This is a genomic window from Roseibium sp., from assembly GCF_048260565.1.
GTDB lineage: Bacteria > Pseudomonadota > Alphaproteobacteria > Rhizobiales > Stappiaceae > Roseibium.
In genome coordinates, this window is the sequence record NZ_JBLXGP010000002.1 from 31,434 (window position 1) to 50,083 (window position 18,650).

The 18,650-nt window shown below is 62.7% G+C and carries 15 protein-coding genes; 11 read left to right on the plus strand and 4 right to left on the minus strand.

The window, feature by feature from the left end:
• The first annotated feature begins 129 nt into the window (after nucleotides 1-129).
• The 10 genes from rsfS (at nucleotide 130) to fdhF (ending at nucleotide 12,094) form a co-directional block, all read left to right on the plus strand.
• Complete coding sequence (gene rsfS / locus ACN0SO_RS04805) at nucleotides 130-540, plus strand: ribosome silencing factor (protein WP_417675115.1); 411 nt, start codon at nucleotides 130-132, stop codon at nucleotides 538-540.
• Between the two features lie 56 nt (nucleotides 541-596).
• Nucleotides 597-1,079 carry a 23S rRNA (pseudouridine(1915)-N(3))-methyltransferase RlmH gene (rlmH, locus tag ACN0SO_RS04810; protein WP_417675117.1) on the plus strand — a complete coding sequence of 161 codons (483 nt, stop codon included), beginning with the start codon at nucleotides 597-599 and terminating at the stop codon, nucleotides 1,077-1,079.
• A 140-nt stretch (nucleotides 1,080-1,219) separates the two neighbouring features.
• Nucleotides 1,220-2,656 carry a murein hydrolase activator EnvC family protein gene (locus ACN0SO_RS04815; protein ID WP_417675119.1) on the plus strand — a complete coding sequence of 479 codons (1,437 nt, stop codon included), beginning with the start codon at nucleotides 1,220-1,222 and terminating at the stop codon, nucleotides 2,654-2,656.
• Nucleotides 2,653-3,993 (plus strand): S41 family peptidase, encoded by a 1,341-nt coding sequence (locus ACN0SO_RS04820; protein WP_417675121.1) that lies wholly within the window; start codon nucleotides 2,653-2,655, stop codon nucleotides 3,991-3,993. The genes ACN0SO_RS04815 and ACN0SO_RS04820 overlap by 4 nt, the downstream gene beginning before the upstream one ends.
• 171 nt (nucleotides 3,994-4,164) lie before the next feature.
• The gene (locus ACN0SO_RS04825; RefSeq protein ID WP_417675123.1) at nucleotides 4,165-5,211 is read left to right on the plus strand and encodes a divergent polysaccharide deacetylase family protein; all 1,047 of its coding nucleotides are present in this window, start codon (nucleotides 4,165-4,167) and stop codon (nucleotides 5,209-5,211) included.
• A gap of 19 nt (nucleotides 5,212-5,230) precedes the next feature.
• Nucleotides 5,231-5,761 carry an RNA pyrophosphohydrolase gene (locus ACN0SO_RS04830; protein WP_417675125.1) on the plus strand — a complete coding sequence of 177 codons (531 nt, stop codon included), beginning with the start codon at nucleotides 5,231-5,233 and terminating at the stop codon, nucleotides 5,759-5,761.
• Between the two features lie 68 nt (nucleotides 5,762-5,829).
• Nucleotides 5,830-6,600 carry an SDR family NAD(P)-dependent oxidoreductase gene (locus tag ACN0SO_RS04835; protein ID WP_417675127.1) on the plus strand — a complete coding sequence of 257 codons (771 nt, stop codon included), beginning with the start codon at nucleotides 5,830-5,832 and terminating at the stop codon, nucleotides 6,598-6,600.
• A gap of 44 nt (nucleotides 6,601-6,644) precedes the next feature.
• Complete coding sequence (locus ACN0SO_RS04840; RefSeq protein ID WP_417675129.1) at nucleotides 6,645-7,568, plus strand: LysR family transcriptional regulator; 924 nt, start codon at nucleotides 6,645-6,647, stop codon at nucleotides 7,566-7,568.
• 84 nt (nucleotides 7,569-7,652) lie between these two features.
• On the plus strand, nucleotides 7,653-9,329 hold the full coding sequence (locus tag ACN0SO_RS04845) for an NAD(P)H-dependent oxidoreductase subunit E (protein ID WP_417675131.1): 1,677 nt from the start codon (nucleotides 7,653-7,655) through the stop codon (nucleotides 9,327-9,329).
• Nucleotides 9,326-12,094, plus strand: a complete 2,769-nt coding sequence (gene fdhF / locus ACN0SO_RS04850; RefSeq protein ID WP_417675133.1) for a formate dehydrogenase subunit alpha — start codon at nucleotides 9,326-9,328, stop codon at nucleotides 12,092-12,094. Before ACN0SO_RS04845 ends, fdhF begins: the two co-directional genes overlap by 4 nt.
• 263 nt (nucleotides 12,095-12,357) lie before the next feature.
• On the opposite strand, the gene ACN0SO_RS04855 is transcribed toward fdhF, so the two are convergent.
• From ACN0SO_RS04855 to ACN0SO_RS04870, 4 genes are all read right to left on the minus strand, one after another.
• Nucleotides 12,358-13,836: a hypothetical protein gene (locus tag ACN0SO_RS04855; RefSeq protein ID WP_417675135.1), complete on the minus strand. Its 1,479-nt coding sequence runs from the start codon at nucleotides 13,834-13,836 to the stop codon at nucleotides 12,358-12,360.
• Nucleotides 13,837-14,918: 1,082 nt separating this feature from the next.
• Nucleotides 14,919-15,758 (minus strand): 4-hydroxy-tetrahydrodipicolinate reductase, encoded by an 840-nt coding sequence (dapB, locus tag ACN0SO_RS04860; RefSeq protein WP_417675137.1) that lies wholly within the window; start codon nucleotides 15,756-15,758, stop codon nucleotides 14,919-14,921.
• Between the two features lie 34 nt (nucleotides 15,759-15,792).
• On the minus strand, nucleotides 15,793-16,890 hold the full coding sequence (gene queG / locus ACN0SO_RS04865) for a tRNA epoxyqueuosine(34) reductase QueG (RefSeq protein ID WP_417675139.1): 1,098 nt from the start codon (nucleotides 16,888-16,890) through the stop codon (nucleotides 15,793-15,795).
• A gap of 47 nt (nucleotides 16,891-16,937) precedes the next feature.
• Complete coding sequence (locus ACN0SO_RS04870; RefSeq protein ID WP_417675141.1) at nucleotides 16,938-17,630, minus strand: glutathione S-transferase family protein; 693 nt, start codon at nucleotides 17,628-17,630, stop codon at nucleotides 16,938-16,940.
• Between the two features lie 213 nt (nucleotides 17,631-17,843).
• On the opposite strand from ACN0SO_RS04870, the gene ACN0SO_RS04875 reads away from it, so the two are divergent.
• Nucleotides 17,844-18,650: an undecaprenyl-diphosphate phosphatase gene (locus ACN0SO_RS04875; protein WP_417675143.1), complete on the plus strand. Its 807-nt coding sequence runs from the start codon at nucleotides 17,844-17,846 to the stop codon at nucleotides 18,648-18,650.

Consider the following 18,650-nt stretch of genomic DNA (forward strand, 5'->3'; position numbering starts at 1 on the left):
ATGCCAAGGTCGAGGGAGTATTCTATGAGCATGGTCATCCGGACCGGATGGCCGAGGCAAGGTCAACCAGTCCTGCGTAAAGCGTAAAAGTGCGGGACGGCAACAAGGCGAAAGGCACACCATCTGACCATGACCTTTGAAAGCGAGGGGGCTGTGAAGTCCACTCCACTCCAGTCTCCCGTGAGCGCTGAACTTGCGGGTGAGCTGATCGATACGGTTCTCGCCAGTCTCGAAGACTCCAAGGCTGAGGACATTGTCACTCTCGACATCGCAGAAAAGAGTTCCCTGGCCGATCACATGGTGATTGCGTCCGGACGTTCGCACCGCCATGTCGGTGCGATCGCCGACCATCTCCTGCGCGATCTGAAAGAGGCAGGCCACGGTACTGCAGCGGTTGAAGGGCAGAGCACCTGTGACTGGGTTCTCATCGACGCCGGAGATGTGATCGTCCACATCTTCCGTCCGGAAGTCCGCGGTTTCTACAATCTTGAAAAGATGTGGGCCCCGGAAACGGATACGGCACCCCAGTATATCGGCTGATTTTCAGCCGAGGGCGTCTCTGAAGGTATCCGGGCGTTTGCCCGGATAAGGAAGTCATGCGCTTCACGATATCCTGCATCGGCCGGATGAAGGCCGGTGCCGACAAGGATCTTTTCGACCGCTATGTCGACAGAGCCCGCAAGATCGGCCGCGGGCTTGGCGTCACCGCAGTGACGCTTGCCGAATTCCCGGAGAGCCGGGCGCAGAAGCCCGACGAACGCAAGTCGGAAGAGGCCTCTGTCCTGCTAAACAGCGTGCCATCGGGGGCGAAACTTGTCGTTCTCGATGAACACGGAAAATCGCTGTCCAGTCCGGACTTCAGCCGCAAGCTGGAAGGCTGGAAGGACGAGGGCGTACAGGACGTGGTCTTCGCCATTGGCGGTGCGGATGGCCATGGCGGCGAACTGATCGCCCGGGCGGATCTGAAAATCGCCTTCGGCGCCATGACCTGGCCGCACCAGCTGGTGCGGATCCTATTGTCCGAGCAGATTTACCGGGCTTTGACCATTCAGGCAGGCCATCCCTATCATCGCGAGTAGGGATAAAGTAGGTACACGGCGGTTTTGCCCGCTTGTCGCCGCATTCAGAAGGTAGCTGAATAATCCGTCGGGATGCGTGCGAACGGTGCAAAACCCGTTTGGTAAACGATTCCTTTACGGTGGGCCGGGTACGACACCTTATGACATTGGGCGCCCTTTTGACGATGGACTGCGGAAAACCGGATCAGGCGCCTGTCTCCCGGTCCGGACGGCGTCTGGGCGCGCATCTTGCCCTGCAGGCCGGTCTTCTCGCCGGCGCCCTGACCCTGCCCTTCGCCCCGCTGTCTGCCACCGAAACCAGCGATCTTCCCGAGAAGACGGCGGTCACGCCGAAAGATGCGATCGATCCCAATGTGGAAGAGGCCCGGGTCCGCAAGCTGAAGCGCGAGGAAGAACTCGCCTCGCTGACGCAGGACATCAATGTTTCCGCGGATCGTCAGAACGCGATCGAAAAGGAAATCCGGTCCATCGACCGCGACCGGGAAACGCTCAATTCCAAGATCCTGTCATCGGCCGACAACATCAAGATTCTGGAGACCGAGATCTCCGATACCGAGCGGCGTCTGCGCAAGCTTGGCGAGAACGAGGATACGGTCCGCGTCTCGCTTGCGAGCCGGCGCGATGTGCTGTCGGAGGTGCTGGCCGCCCTGCAGCGGATCGGCCGCCGTCCGCCGCCTGCCCTTGCGGTCCGGCCGAGCGACGCGCTGGCCGCGGTTCGCAGCGCCATTCTGCTCAACGCGGTGATGCCGGAACTGCGTGTCGAAACGGAAGCGCTTGCCTCCGATCTGTCGGAACTCAGCCGGCTGAAAGAAGTCATCGCCACGGAAAAGAAGACGCTTCTCGGCGACGCCATGCGGTTGGCGGAGGAAAAGTCCCGCCTGGAACTGCTCCTGAGCGCCAAACGCCAGGAACGTGACAGGAGCGCGCAGAAGTTGGCGCAGGAAAAGCGCCGTTCGGAAGAGTTGGCCGAGAAATCCAAATCTCTCAAGGAATTGATCGCGCGGCTCGAAACCGAAATCGAAAGCGCCCGCGAGGCATCGGAAAAATCGCGCCGGGCATCGGCCTCCGCCAAACCGGGACGGGACGGGCGCTGGGATCCCTTCTCCGATCCGGGCCGGTTGTCTCCGGCATTGCCTTTCATCGAGGCAAAAGGCCAGTTGCCCTGGCCGGTTGCCGGCGAAATGATCCGGGACTTCGGCCAGGAAGACGAGTTCGGCAGCACGACCGAGGGCCAGTCGATCACGACCCGTCCGGGGTCGCGGGTCACCGCTCCGGCGGACGGCTGGGTGGTCTATGCCGGACCGTTTCGGTCCTTCGGACAGCTCTTGATCCTGAACACCGGCGACGGCTACCATGTGTTGCTGGCCGGCATGGACAGAATCGATGCGGATCTCGGGCAGTTCGTTCTCGCCGGCGAACCGGTGGGTGTTATGGGGACAACCAAGTTGGCGAGTGCGGCAACCTTGGGTCTGGGCTCGACCCAGCCCGTTCTGTATGTTGAATTTAGAAAAGACGGACGTGCAATCGATCCCACCCCGTGGTGGGCCGGCACCGAAGAAGAAAAGGCACGCGGATGATTCGGAAATCTTCTCTGCTGCTCGTTGGCGCCCTGATGGGGGCGGCTGCGATCACGACACTGTCTCAAGTCCCCATCCGTGTCTCCGACACGGCGAATGCGGCGGCATCGGACACCTATCGGCAGCTTAATCTGTTCGGCGATGTCTTTGAACGGGTTCGCTCCGACTATGTCGAGGTCCCGGACGACGCGAAACTCATCGAGAGCGCCATCAACGGCATGCTGACCTCTCTGGATCCTCATTCCAGTTACATGTCGCCGAAGAGCTTCCGTGACATGCAGGTCCAGACCCGCGGCGAATTCGGCGGTCTCGGCATCGAGGTCACCATGGAAGACGGCCTGGTCAAGGTGGTCTCGCCGATCGACGACACTCCGGCCGCCAAGGCAGGCCTTCTGGCCGGTGACCTGATCACCCAGATCGATGGCGAACAGGTCCAGGGTCTCACCCTGAACGAGGCCGTCGAAAAGATGCGCGGCCCGGTGAACACCGATATCGTCGTGACGATCCGCCGAACCGGCGTGGACGATCCCTTCGATGTCACCATCACCCGTGACGTCATCCGCATCCGGTCGGTCCGGTGGCGCGAGGAAGACGACGTCGGTTACATCCGCATCACCCAGTTCAATGAACAGACCTCGGACGGCCTGAAGAGCGGTATCGAGGAAATCAGCAAGGACATCGGCAGCGACAAGCTGAAGGGTTACATTATCGACCTGCGCAACAATCCAGGCGGTCTTCTGGATCAGGCGATTGCCGTTTCCGACGCGTTCCTGGATCGTGGAGAGATCGTCTCCACCCGTGGCCGCAATGCCGACGAAACCCAGCGCTACAATGCCCGCGCCGGCGATCTGACCGGTGGTAAGCCGGTGATCGTGCTGGTGAATGGCGGTTCGGCTTCGGCTTCGGAAATCGTGGCCGGTGCGCTTCAGGATCATCGCCGGGCGACCATCCTCGGCACCCGGTCCTTCGGCAAGGGCTCGGTGCAGACGATCATTCCGCTCGGCGCGAATGGTGCGATCCGCCTGACCACGGCACGTTATTACACGCCGTCGGGCACTTCCATTCAGGCCAAGGGCATCACGCCGGATATCGAGGCGCTCCAGGTTCTGCCCGATGACATAAAGGGTCGGGCGACGACGAAGGGTGAGGCCGGCTTGCGCGGTCACCTGGAATCCGAAGACAAGGAAGGCAAGGAAGAATCCGGCAGCCAGGCCTATGTGCCGCCGGATGCCAAAGATGACGTTCAGCTGAAGCTGGCGCTGGATCTCCTGCGCGGCGTTCAGGTGAACGGGGCTTTCCCGCCGGCCGGCGACGGTTCGGCGCCGGTGCCGAACTAAGCAAACAGGCCGCGCCGGAATTTCCGGCGCGGTTTTCGTCTGACCTGACTGCCCATCCGGGCAACACTTTGAAAACAGGACGCCATGGCGACCGACGATCTCACTGCCCCTTTAGGAATGGGGAAGCGCAGGCTTCTCCGCCTGCCATTCGGTTTGATCGGTGTCGGCATTTTGAGCGTTGTCTTTACCACCGCCCTGATCTGGATGGGTGTCGTCGATGACCCCTTCGGCGGCGAGCCGACGGCCGTGATTCCGCTGGATGCCACGGTGGAGGGTCTGTCCTCCAGGGATATCGAGGTTGTCGAAATCCGTCCGGCGCTGGACGGTGATCTGGGACCGAACCTGCGCCCGGAAGACAATCGGGACAAACAAGGTCCCCGCTACGATCTGCAGATTCCCGAGGACGGCGGCCGAACGGGCGGCCTGTCGGTCAAGCCGGATCCCCGTATCAGCGAACGCTCCGGGTACGGCTTCCTGCCGAAAATCGGGTCCGACGGCGTTCGTCCGCTGGATGCCTATGCCCGGCCGTTTTCCTCCGAATTCACCTCGATCCCGAAAATCGCCGTCATCATTCAGGGACTGGGCCTGAGCGAAACGGGAACCGACAATGCGATCGAGAGCCTTCCGGCCGATGTAACCTTCGCCATGGCGCCCTACGGCACGGATCTGGATCGGTGGATGCAGAAGGCGCGGTCACAGGGCCACGAGTTGCTGCTGCAGCTGCCGCTCGAGCCGTTCGATTTCCCCGATAACGATCCTGGACCGCATACCCTTCTGGTCAGCCTGCGGCCGGACGAAATGCTGGACCGGCTTGCCTGGCTGATGACAAGGGTGACCAACTATGTCGGCACCATCAATGAAATGGGCGCCCGCTTCACCACGACAAAGCCGTCCATGCAATTGCTCCTGGAAAAGCTGCGCGACCGCGGGCTGATGTTCGTCGACAATGGCGAATCCTCACGAAGCCTCTCGGCGGAGGTCTCTTCGGAAGTGAAGGTGCCGTTCAGCTCTGTGGACGTCGTCCTCGATGCGGTGCCCCGGGAAGATGAAATCAACGCGAACCTTCTCCGCCTGGAGGGTATCGCACGCGCCCGGGGCGTTGCCGTTGCATCCGGATCGGCCCTGCCGGTCACTGTCCGCCAGCTTGAAATCTGGTCGCGGGATCTGGAAGAGCGCGGGCTTCAGCTCGTACCGGTCAGCGCCACCATCGACAGATAAAGCGAGACGATTTTCCTTCATGAGTGCCTCAACCCTCGGTCCGGATTTTCCGCCCGCCCGCAACGGCCTGCCTTATCGCCCGTGCGTCGGCATCATGCTTTTGAATGCGCAGGGCAAGGTCTGGATCGGCAAGCGGGACGACGGGGACGGCAAGTCGGAGTATGAATACGCCTGGCAGATGCCCCAGGGCGGCATCGACAAGGGTGAAACCCCGCGTGCGGCAGCCCTTCGGGAACTTTACGAGGAAACGTCGATCCGCACTGTCAGCATCCTGGCGGAAGCGCCGGTGTGGTTCACCTACGATTACCCGCAAGACGTTCAGCAAAACACGCGGAAGGGCAAATACGGCGGTCAGGCGCAGCGCTGGTTCGCGCTCCGCTTCGAAGGCTCCGAAGACGAGATCGACGTACGCAACCTGCCCGATGGTCACGATATGGAGTTCTGCGACTGGCGCTGGGAGGACGCAGCCCGGCTGCCGGATCTGATCGTTCCCTTCAAGCGGCAGGTATATCAAGGCGTCGTGGACGCTTTTTCCGGACTGACTGCTTGACTTTCTCCTTCCGGTGCAGTGCCTTGTGGCCAATCGGCTCAGCGGGCCTATAACGACAGGGGAGAGAGATGGATCTCGGCAAGGGACTGACTGGCAAGAGAATCCTGATCACCGGGGCTTCGAGCGGGCTTGGCGCGCATTTCGCCAAAGTGGCCGCAAGGCACGGCGCCCATGTGGGGCTCGCCGCCCGCCGGACCGACCGGCTGGAACAGCTTGCCGGCGAACTCGTTGAAATGGGCGCCCCAAGCGCCAGGCCGATCGAACTCGACGTCAGTGACGGCGCCTCGATCCACCATTGCCGTGCGCAGGCGGTCGAGGCCTTCGGCGGCCTGGATATCCTGGTCAACAATGCCGGTATCGCCCGCGAAGGCGCCGCCCTCGACCAGACGGCAGAGGATTTCGACGCCGTCATGGATGTCAATCTGCGCGGTGTCTGGCTGATGGCGATCTCCTGCGGCCGTCACTGGCGGGATACCGGCCAGCCCGGCGTGATCGTCAATATCGCCTCCATCCTCGGGTTGCGGGTCGGTTCCGGGGTGGCGTCCTACGCGATTTCCAAGGCGGGAGTCGTGCAGATGACCAAGGCGCTGGCGCTCGAATTCGCCCGTCATGATGTCCGTGTCAACGCGCTTGCGCCGGGCTATTTCGAAACGGAAATCAACGAAGGTTTCTTCGATACGCCCTCGGGCGAAAAGATGGTGAGCCGGGTGCCCATGCGCCGGATCGGAGATCTGTCCGAACTCGACGGGCCGTTCCTGCTGCTTACGAGCGACGCCTCCCGCTACATGACCGGCGCGGTCATCCCGGTCGATGGCGGACATCTGGTGTCGTCCCTTTGAGGCGGCTGATGTTCCCTGCGCCCATTTCGTGAGGACAAGCGATCATGGAGAAGCTGCCGCCCTTCGATCTGATGGACCTGCGGCTGCTTCTTGCGCTCGCCGAACACCGGCATTTCGCCCACGCGGCCCGGGCCTGCAATCTGTCCCAGCCGGCCCTGTCCGGGAGGATCCGTAAACTCGAGACGGCGCTCGGGACACCGTTGGTGTTTCGCGGCAAGCGGTTCGAGGGGTTCACGCCGGAGGGCGAACGCGCTCTTGGCTGGGCCAGACTCATCCTAACCGACTGCAACGGCTTCGTTCAGGACCTCAGCGGCGACGGCGAGGGGCCCCAGGGCACCCTGCGCATCGGTGTGGTCCCTTCGGCAACGCCTTTCGCGGGGCGGCTGTGCGGAGCTCTGGCAAGCCGTTTCCCGCATCTCAAACCGCAAGCCCTGTCCATGTCGTCCGCGGCTATTGAGAAGGGCCTTCAGGAATTTGCCATTGATGCGGGCATCACCTATCTGGCCCCTGACTTGGAAAAGACGTCGCGCATCCTGCCGCTGTTTGAGGAGAAATACTGCCTGGTCGCCGATCCGGTCCTTTTGACAGGCGGGCGCAAGAGCCAGAGCCTGTCCTGGCATGACGCAGCAGACCTGCCCCTTTGCCTGCTGACGCCGGACATGCAGAACCGGCGGATCATCGACGAGACCTTCGCGGCGACCGGAAAAAGCCCCGGCCCGCGTTTCGAGACAAACAGCTTCAATGCGATCCTGTCTCTCCTGAGAGAAGGGGCTTATGCCGCTGTGCTGCCGAAGGAGCAGGCCGGCGTCGGCCAGACGGAAGGTCTTGTCGTCCTGGACCTTGTCGAGCCGGAAATCCGCTCCGTAATCGGGCTGGTGGTTCCGTCGCGGGAGCCGATGTTGCCTGTCACGTCGGCCCTTTGGGAGTTATCGAAATCGGTTGATGATGCGATTGATAACCCAGGGTGATCAAATAATCGAAAAATGCAATTTGCGTTGATCGAAACTTCGGCGTTTTCTGGCCGGAACACGTCAGTCGGGAACGCAATCATCATGACATTCGGCAAGGGGCTTTCCAGAAAGCCGTCCCAGCCAAAAGGCCGGCAAATCGAGGAAACCGCGCTTGAGGAGGTGCGGGGCCTGCTTGGCAACGAACCGCGCCGCCGCGACCTCCTGATCGAGCATCTGCACAAGATCCAGGATGCCTATGGCTGCCTTCAGGCGAAACACCTGCGCGCCCTGGCCGAGGAGATGCGCCTTTCCCAGGCGGAGGTGTTCGAGGTCGCGAGCTTCTATCACCATTTCGATATCGTACGCGAAGACGAGGCCGCGCCCGCGCCCCTGACCGTGCGTGTCTGCGACAGCATCGCCTGTTCGCTGAAAGGGGCCGACGCGCTGGCCGCCGCGCTCCAGACCGGGCTCGATCCTGCGAAGGTCAGGGTTCAGAAGGTGCCCTGCATCGGCCGCTGCGCGGCTGCCCCTGCTGTCCAGGTCGGAAAGCGGGCGGTGGACGGGGCCAGCGAACTCTCCGTTCGCGCCGCAATCTTCGAAGGAGAGACAGAGCCGCAGATGCCGGACTACATCGGTCTGGAGGCCTATCGCGCCGATGGTGGTTACAAGGTGCTTGAGCGGGTTCGAACCGGCGATCTCGATGTGGTTGCGATTGCCGATCATGCACTGGAAGCGGGCCTGCGCGGCCTCGGCGGTGCAGGCTTTCCGACCGGAACCAAGTGGCAGATCGTTCACGACCTGCCCGGCCCGAAATACCTGACGGTCAATGGCGACGAGGGCGAGCCGGGCACGTTCAAGGACCGCTACCATCTGGAACGCGATCCGCACCGGATGCTGGAAGGCGCGCTGATCGCCGCCCACGCCATTCAGGCGGAGCGGATCTATCTCTACATGCGCGACGAATACCCGGCCGTTCTGGAAATCCTGCGCCGGGAAATCGCAGCGCTGCGCGAAGCGGGTGTCATCGCCACCATCGACATCGAGCTGCGCCGGGGGGCCGGGGCCTATATCTGCGGCGAAGAAAGCGCGATGATCGAGTCGATCGAAGGCAAGCGCGGATTGCCGCGCCATCGCCCGCCCTATATCGCCCAGGTGGGCCTGTTTGGCCGCCCGACCCTCAACCACAATATCGAGACGCTCTACTGGATTCGCGACATCGTCGAAAAGGGACCGGAGTGGTTCGCAAGCCAGGGCCGGCGCGGCCATAAGGGCTTCCGCTCGTTCTCCGTCTCCGGCCGGGTGAAGGAGCCGGGGGTGAAGCTGGCACCTGCCGGCATCACCATGAACGAGCTGATCGACGAATATTGCGGCGGCATGGAAGACGGCCACACGTTCAAGGCCTATCTGCCGGGCGGTGCCTCCGGCGGCATCCTGCCGGCCTCGCTCGCCGACGAGCCGCTCGATTTCGGCACGCTGGAAAAGCACGGCTGTTTCATCGGCAGCCACGCCGTCGTCGTCTTCTCCGAACAGGACGACATGCGCGACGTGGCGCTCAATCTGATGCGCTTCTTCAGGCACGAAAGCTGCGGTCAGTGCACACCGTGCCGGTCCGGCACGGAAAAGATGGTCGCGCTTCTCCAGGACAAGACCTGGGACAAGGAGAAGATCGCCGATCTGGACGCGGTCATGCGCACCGCCTCCATCTGCGGCCTGGGCCAGGCGGCCGCCAATCCGGTCGCCTCGGTCCTGAAGTACTTTGCCGAGGAGGATCGGGCATGACCAAGAAAGTCACCTTTACCCTCGACGGACGCGAAGTCATCGCGGATGAAGGCGAAACCATCTGGCAGGTCGCCAAGCGCGAAGGCGTCGCCATCCCCCATCTCTGCCACAAGGATGCGCCGGGCTACCGCTCCGACGGCAATTGCCGCGCCTGCATGGTCGACATCGATGGCGAGCGGACGCTGACCGCTTCCTGTGTCCGCGAACCTGCCGACGGCATGGTGGTCAAGACGGCTTCGGAACGGGCGGTCAAGGCCCGCGAGATGGTGTTCGAACTGCTGGTCGCCGATCAGCCGCCACGCGAGGCCCATCCGGACCCGGAAAGCGATTTCTGGCACTGGTCGGAAAAGCTGGGTGTCACCTCCAGCCGATACGCGCCGGGCGAAAAGCCCGCCCAGGACATTTCCCATCCGGCGATCGCGGTCAATCTCGATGCCTGCATCGCCTGCAACCTGTGCGAACGGGCCTGCCGGGAGGTTCAGGTCAACGACGTGATCGGCATGGGCTGGCGCGGCCACCACGCGGCCCCGTTCTTCGATCTGGCCGATCCCATGGGCCTGTCCACCTGCGTTGCCTGCGGCGAATGCGTGTCCGCCTGCCCGACCGGCGCGCTGTTCGAAAAGAGCCTGCTGGACGAGACCGCGAAGACGCGGGCCGTCTATCCGGACGAGACCGTCGACAGCGTCTGCCCGTTCTGCGGCGTCGGCTGCCTGACCTCCGTCTCGGTCAAGGACGGCCGGATCGTCAAGGTCGAGGGCCGCAACGGTCCGGCCAACGAGAACCGGCTTTGCGTCAAGGGCCGCTTCGGCTTCGATTATGTCGCAAGCCCCGAGCGCCTGACGAAACCGCTGATCCGCCGCGACGACGCGCCCAAGCACGGCGACATGACGCTCTACCCGAAGGACTGGCGCGAGGTCTTCCGCGAAGCGACCTGGGACGAGGCGCTCGACCGGGCGGCCATCGGCCTGAAGGCAAGTTTCGAGGCCAAGGGCGGTGCCGGCATCGCCGGCTTCGGCTCGGCGAAAGGCTCCAACGAGGAGGCCTATCTGTTCCAGAAACTGATCCGCCAGGGCTTTGCCACCAACAACGTCGACCATTGCACGCGTCTCTGCCACGCCTCCTCCGTGGCCGCCCTGATGGAAGGGATTGGTTCCGGTGCGGTGACCGCGCCCTTCAACGCGGCGCTCGATGCGGATTGCATGATCGTGATCGGCGCCCGTCCGGAACAGAACCATCCCGTCGCCGCCACCTACATCAAGCAGGCGGCGAAGAACGGCGTGAAGCTGATCGTCATGGATCCACGCCGACAGGAACTGATGCGCCACGCGGACTATGGTCTCGTCTTCAAGCCCGGCACCGACGTGGCCATGCTGAACGCCATCCTCAACGTGATCATCTCCGAAGGCCTCTACGACCGGCAGTATATCGCCGCCCACGTGGACGGCTTCGAGGCGCTGAAGGCAAAGATCGCCGAATTCACGCCGGAAGCCATGGCGCCGGTCTGCGGCATCGATGCGGAGACCCTGCGCGAGGTCGCAAGGCTTTACGCCACCTCCGCCAAGTCGATCATCTTCTGGGGCATGGGCGTGTCCCAGCACGTCCACGGCACGGACAATGTGCGTGCCCTGATCGCCATGGCGCTGACCACCGGCCAGATCGGCCGTCCGGGCACCGGTCTGCATCCCTTGCGCGGTCAGAACAACGTCCAGGGCGCCTCCGACGCCGGCCTGATCCCGATGCTCTACCCTGACTATCGCTCGGTGGAAAATCCGGATATCCGGGCCGAGTTCGAGGACGCCTGGGGCCGGACGCTGGATCCGGTGCGCGGCCTGACCGTGGTCGAGATCATCGACGACATTCTCGCCGGCGGCATCGAGGCCATGTATATCCTGGGCGAGAACCCGGCCATGTCCGATCCGGACCAGGCCCATGCCCGCAAGGCGCTGGCCACCCTGAAGCATCTCGTCGTGCAGGACATCTTCCTGACCGAAACCGCCTGGCATGCGGATGTGGTTCTGCCGGCCTCGGCGCACGCGGAAAAGCTCGGCACCTACACCAACACCAACCGCCAGGTCCAGATCGGCCGGCCCTGCGTGCCCATGCCCGGAGAGGCGAGGGCGGACTGGGAGCTGATCGTGGAGCTTGCCAACCGGCTCGGTCTCGACTGGTCCTATGACAGCGTACCGGAAATCTACGAGGAAATGTGCTCGCACATGGCCTCGCTGGACCACATTTCCTGGGACCGGCTGGAGCGCGACGGCACGGTCACCTATCCGGCCGACGGCGACGACGTGCCGGGCAACGAGATCCTGTTCGGCCAGTCCTTTCCGACGGCGGACGGCCGCGGCCGTCTGGTGCCGACCGACCTTGTGCCCCCGGACGAACTGCCCGACGACGACTACCCGCTGGTGCTGACCACGGGCCGCATGCTGGAACACTGGCACACCGGCGCCATGACCCGGCGCGCGACCATCCTCGATGCCATCGAGCCGGAACCGGTGGTCTCCATGCATCCGAAGGACATCGGGCGGGCAGGGCTCACGATCGGCCAGCAGGTCACGGTGGAAACCCGGCGCGGATCGATCACCCTGACCCTGCGCGCCGACCGGGACGTGTCGTCGGGAATGCTGTTCATCCCCTTCTGCTACACCGAAGCCCCGGCGAACATGCTGACCAACCCGCAGCTCGACCCCTTCGGCAAGATCCCCGAGTTCAAGTTCTGCGCGGCCCGGATCAGACCGGCACTGGCGGAAGCCGCCGAATAGGTGCCTGAAAGACTGAGAAACGGCAGGCGGAAACGTTCCGCCTCCGACTGCTGACAAAGCCCTTCCCTCTCCATCGTCATCCCGGCCAAGCGAAGCGCGAGCCGGGACCGGGGAGGCAAAAGCCTCGCGACTTCAATAGATTATACAATCGAAGCCGTGGCTCCCCGGTCCCGGATCTCCGCTCACGCTTCGTCCGGGATGACGAAATCAGGGTTTGTCATCAACCTCAGGCGGAAAAGTTCCGCCTGCCATTCTTCAATTCGTCAATGCGACGACGTCACCTGAACGTTCAAAAGTCCCGGCAGCACCTGTGGCGTGACCATGCTGCCGACGATCTGTGCGACCGGCACCGGCTTTTGCGGCGCGAGCACGACCCTCAGCGTACCCGGATTGGCGAGGAAGTCTGCCACGGCCTCGGTCACCGTCTGCGTGAACGCCGGATCGTTGACCGGCTGCAGCGCGGCTTCCGCCTGGGCCACCAGCGCCTGGGCAAAGGCCTCTTCGGGAACGCCGGCATCCTGCGCCATCTTCTGAATGGCTTTCGTCGTCACGCCCGCATCGACGAAGCTGATCTCGGCCCCGACGAAGGCGGAGGAAACCAGCGCGATCTGCGCCTGGGTCTGCGGATTCTCGAACAGGGCCTTCGGCACATTGGCGAACCTCATCGTCGCTTCGGCGCGGCCGATACCCTGAACGTCGATCATCAGCTTTTCGAGCGTCAGTTCGAGCGTCGTCTCATCCCAGTGAAGCCGCGTCTCGTCGGACCATGCGATGGTGTCGAGGCCGAGAGCTTCGAGGAAGGCGGCGGCTTTCGGATCGTTCAGCGCGGCCACCGGGATCGACGCATTTTCCGTCTTCGTGGAAATGTCCGTCGGGATCGGGGCGATTGTGGTCGAAAAGGACTGTTCGGCCTTGCCGATGGTGACTTCGCCTTTCCCCGGCGCAACGACATGCAGGTCTTCCAGGCCATAGGAAATCGACCGGGGCGCGAACACCCGGGCGATCCGCATCGCATCCGGTTGTGACTTTCCGGCCTCCTCGATGAGGGCAGGAATGAGGTCGGCCATCGGCCCGTAGGGCGCGAAATCCAGATTGCCCATGTGGGCCTTGCCGAGACTGAATTCCGCTCCATTGGGAAGCGTGCTCGTCTTGACGTCCGATATAACGAATTCGCCGATCTTGTCGGAACTCATGTCGGACAGGCCGATCTCGCCCATGGACAAGGTCACCGGCTCCCCGGGAATTTCCGGAACCGGGACGGCCATTTCAAAGCCGCGCATCCGGACATCCGAAATGCTGAAGGATCGATATGCCTGCAGCGCGGCAGTAATCACCTGCTCAGGAGCCGGTGTGTTTCCGGAAAACAACTGATCTAGAACACCGAGGAAGTCGAAGTCCCGCTTCGTGACGGTGAAGTCCGTGGCATCCATGCTGGCCAGTTTCATGGAAACCGACTTGCCGTCCGCCAGGTCCTGGTCGATGACGTAATCTTCCGTATGTGCGGAGGCGAGGAGCGGCATCTGCTCTCCGGATTCCGCGACATCGGGATCGAGAAGCGCGAGGAAGTTCCCGAAGTTGAAGTCCTTGAAAACGGTACGGCCCTGGCTGACGCTTTGTTTCGCAATCCCCTCAACCGGACTTTCCATGTCCTGCGTCATGCTGTCGAAGGAATACTCGCCTATGGCGCCGTCCTTGAAATCGGTGACCCTGTAGCCATTCATGACGAATTTGGATTTCGCCATTGTTTTGGTCTGTTGATCGCCGGGAAGGGTATACGAAACAGTTCCGCTGACTTTATCGGCCGCAACCAGGTCAACAGAGAATTGTTTGATGATTTTGAGAAAGGACAAGAGCCGGCTGGCGGGATGCTCAGGATTGGCTGCCGGAAACTTGAGCAAGCCGACCGTGACATTATGGGCCTTGAAGTCGGAGAAGGTCAGGTCCTGTTGGAAAAAAGGGTCTCCATTGAGCTTGAATCCAAAGGTAAGGCGCGGTCCATCAATACCGGACAGGTCATCGAAATGAAGACCTTGATCGACTTTTGTGTAGCCCGTCATTGTAAGAGAGCCGGAATATGTAAATTCGTAGTCCAGCCGCTGTTTGCCGCTAGCTGCCGACCCTCCTGTCGCAGGTCCTGAGGATTTGCCCGGAATGGCGATTTCAACGGACCCGGAACTGTTCATCCGGAAATTGGGAACGGTTAGTGTGTCGGATCCGCTGTCATATTGAACCGGATCATTACTGATCTTCGCTCCGACTTTTCTCCAGCTGTCCGTAAAGGTTTTGAACGCCTCTTCGGCCCCCGTTTGCGCTGACGCGGACGTGGCTGGAACGACGAGAGCGGTGGCAATCCACAAGGCAGCTGCATAGCGTGATGGGCGATTTCCGGTTTTCCGGAACCGGTCACGCCGGCTGGCGAATACTGAGGCTGATGAGAAAAACAAACGACATCTCCCGTCTGAAATGCTGAAAAACAACAGCAGAGATTTAAGCGGCGTTCCTGACGGATTTGCAATAAGGGGTTGCGAAAAAAGACGGGGTTGGCTCCTGCTGCGGCGTTCCCCGGCTGCAAAGTGGCTTTCTCTCTCTCGTCACCCCGGCCAAGCGATAGCGCGAGCCGGGGCCTACTCATTTCCAGAGCCGTTGTTGCTTTAATCAAAGCTGCGGCAAGTGGCTTTGCGAGTAGGCCCCGGATCAAGTCCCGGGAGACGGTTGTGCAAGGGGCAAGGCCAAGCGTAGCGCTGATTGTCACTTATGGAAGGGAAGAGGAATTCACCCATCAGAGTCGACGACGAAATCGGGCTTTGTCCTCAGCCTCAGACCCTTACCCGAGCCCGTTCCCTCCCGCAAAGAGCAGCGTGTCCAGACCGCGCACGATGCCGGTGATCCGGGTCTTGCCCGGTTCGGCAAGCCTGCGGGCCGCCAGGAGCGAGCCTTTGACGAAGGGTTCGCCGTGGGTGATGGCCTCGTGGCAGAGGGTCAAGCGTTCCGTGCCCGTGCCGAAGATCGCCTCAACACGGCTGGCAAAGCCCGGCAGCCGCAGCGAGTGGCATTGCACGCCGTCGACGGTCGCCCCCCGTGCGGCCGGTGCGCCGTGGACCTGATCGATCGGAACCTCTTGTCTGGGCCTTTTCACCTCGGCGAGCTTTTCCGCCAGTTCCCGCGCCGTTCCGCTCGGTGCGTCCGGCTTGGTGGGTTTGCAGGTGTCGATGACCTCGAAATGATCCAGGTGCTTTGCGGCGAACAGCGCGAAATGCTGCAGGAGGGCGGCGGTCAGCGAGAAGTTGCCGGTGACGATGCCGATGCCCGCCTGCCGCGCCGGTCCGTCGAGGGCTTCCAGCTCGCCCGCGCTGAAGCCGGTGGTGCCGAGAACCACAGGCACCTTGTTTGCAATCGCCTTGGCGAGGTTCTCTTTCGTGACGTCATAGGCGGAGTAGTCGATCAGGACATCGATACCGCTCTTGAAGGCCTCTTCCACATCCGTGACGACGGTGACGCCCGTTGCCGGCTGGCCGATCGCCTCGCCCGCATCCCGGCCGGCCGCGCCCCTGGAAACCGCGCCGGCGAGTTCCAGGTCCGGTTCCGCCATGATGGCCGGCAGCAGCGCCCGGCCGACACCGCCGGTGACGCCTGAAATACAGATACGGAGCGGCGGTTTCGTCATGGGAAGGGTCCTTGTCGAGAGCGGGTGAGGGCAGCTATTGCCATTCGGCGCGTACGTCCGGGTCGGGTTCCCCGGCCAGCCGTGCGCCTCTTTCTGCCTCAACGACGTCGGCCGGGGCAAGCCGCTTCAGCGCCCAGACTGCTGCACCTCTGACAACCGGATCCTCGTCGGAAAGGTGGGGCCGGACCACCGGCAGCAGGCCCGCATCGTCCGCATTGCCGGCGGCGATCAGAACATTGCGCAGGAACCGGTTGCGGCCGATGCGCTTGACCGGAGAGCCGGAGAAAAGTGTGCGGAAGGCGGCGTCGTCGAGGGTGAGCAAGTCGGCAAGCCTCGGCGCCCTCAGGTCGTCGCGGGCAATCAGCTTGGCTTCGCGCGCTGCGGAGGCGAATTTGTTCCAGGGGCAGGCGGCAAGACAATCGTCGCAGCCATAGATGCGATTGCCCATCGGCTCACGAAACTCTTCCGGGATCGGCCCGGCATGTTCGATGGTGAGATAGGAAATGCAGCGGCGCGCGTCGAGCCGGTAGGGGGCCGGGAAGGCATCGGTCGGGCAGCTGTCGAGGCAGGCCCGGCACGAGCCGCAGTGATCGATTTCCGCGCCTGACGGCGGCAGCTCCAGGGTGGTAAAGATTGCACCGAGGAAGAACCAGGAGCCGAGGTCCCGCGACACCAGGTTGGTATGCTTGCCCTGCCAGCCGAGCCCGGCGGCCTCCGCCAGCGGCTTTTCCATCACAGGCGCCGTGTCGACGAAGACCTTCACGTCGCCGCCGGCCCGCGAAACCAGAAAGCTTGCCAGTTCCTTCAGCCGGCCCTTGATGACGTCGTGATAGTCCCGGTTGCGCGCATAGACCGAAATGCCGCCGGTCGACGGATCCTTCAGATGCGCCAGCGGATGGTTTTCCGGCCTGTCGTCCGGTCCGTAATTCATGGCGAGCATGATCACGGATCGGGCCTCCGGCCAGAGCACCTTCGGATCGGCGCGGCGCTCTTCCGTTTCCGCCATCCAGCCCATGGTGCCGTGATAACCGGCGCTCAGGAATTGCCGCAGCCGCTCCGGCGCTTGCGGGATCGCATCGGCGGGGGCGATTTTCAGGTCGTCGAAGCCAAGGGAGGCGGCCTTCTCGCGCACCCGTTCGAGAAGCTTGTTCGTCTTTGGGGCTGTTCGGTCCTTGGAAGTCAGAAGTCCAGGTCCGCGTAGCTCGCTGCCGGCGGCATGCCGAGGATCTTCTCGCCGAGCATCGGACGCATGCTCGGGCGCGACTTCATTCGCGCGTACCAGCTCTTCACGTTTTCCTCTTCCGCCCATTTCACTTCGCCCAGATAGTCCGCGCAGGAAAGCTCGGCCGCCAGCGCGAAATCGGCAAAGGACAGCCGGTCGCCCGCAAGCCAGCGGCGCGAGGCGACAAGATAGCCGAAATAGCGCAGGTGATGGGGAATGTTCGCGCGGGCGACCCGCAGCACGGCGGAATCCGGCTCGCCGCCGCCGGCAGAGCGCGGCATGGCCTGCTTGTAGATCCGCTCGCGCACCAGATGGCCGACCACCTCGTGATCGAATTTGCCCAGCGACCAGTCCACCAGCCGGCGGGTTTCCGCACGCGCCTCCGGGTGGTCGGGCATCAGCCGCCGGTCGCCGACCGCATAGCCGCGGGTCTCGTCCAGATATTCCATGATCGGCCCGGGACCGCAGATCGCCGGCCCGCCGTTTTCCACCAGCACCGGCACCGTGCCGGCGGCGTTCAGCTCCAGCAGTTCCCGCGGCCGTTCCCAGGGGTTGACCTGCACTTCCTCGAAGGCGGCCTGGTACTCGGCAAGCACGAGGCGGACAAAACGCGACGACGGCGAAAACGAATGGTGATACAGCGTGAGCATATGGGCTTCTGACAGGGCCTTGAAACGGGCGGGAAAGGGGACTGGCCTTTTAGGCCAGCCCCGGTTATGCGCCTAGTTGTCAATTATGACTGGAACAAGGTTATCAAGGGATTGATGCACCCCTGTCGACAACGATTTGACATGTCGCGTGCTTATGCAGAGCTATGATTGCAGGGGTTTGCTTTATCGATTGATTCGGAGTGACAAGCGGTTATGGACGGACAAACTTTTTTCGATGCACTGATCCTCGGGATCGTGGAAGGGCTGACGGAATTCATTCCCGTTTCCTCCACCGGGCACATTCTCCTGCTGGGGCATTTCTTGGGCTTCGAAAGCACCGGCAAGACCTTCGAGGTGCTGATCCAGCTCGGCGCCATCCTGGCCATCCTGACCGTCTATTCCGCGCGCCTGTGGAAGATCGCCGTGGCCCTGCCCAGCGACCAGAACGCCCGCCGCTTCGTTTTCGGCATTCTGCTCGCCTTCCTGCCGGCCGCCGTGATCGGCGTCATGGCGCACAAATACATCAAGGAAGTGCTGTTCGAATCGCCGGCTCTGATCTGCTCCACGCTGCTGATCGGCGGCATCATCCTTCTGTGGATCGACCGCCTGCCGCTGAAACCCCGCTACACCAACGTGATGGACTACCCGCTCTGGCTCTGCTTCGTCATCGGCGTGTTCCAGTGCCTGGCCATGGTGCCCGGCGTGTCCCGCTCCGGCTCGACCATCGCGGGCTCCCTGCTGCTCGGCACGGACAAGCGCTCGGCGGCGGAATTCTCCTTCTTCCTTGCCATGCCGACCATGGTCGGTGCGTTCTCCTACGACCTCTACAAGAACCGCAACGTGCTGTCCGTCGACGATGCGGCGATCATCACGGTCGGCTTTATCGCCTCCTTCATCGCCGGCGTGTTCGTGGTCCGGGGCCTGCTCGATTTCGTCAGCCGCCACGGTTTCGCGCCCTTCGCCTACTGGCGGATCTTCGTCGGTCTCGCGGGCTTTGCCGGGCTTTACCTGGTCGGCTGA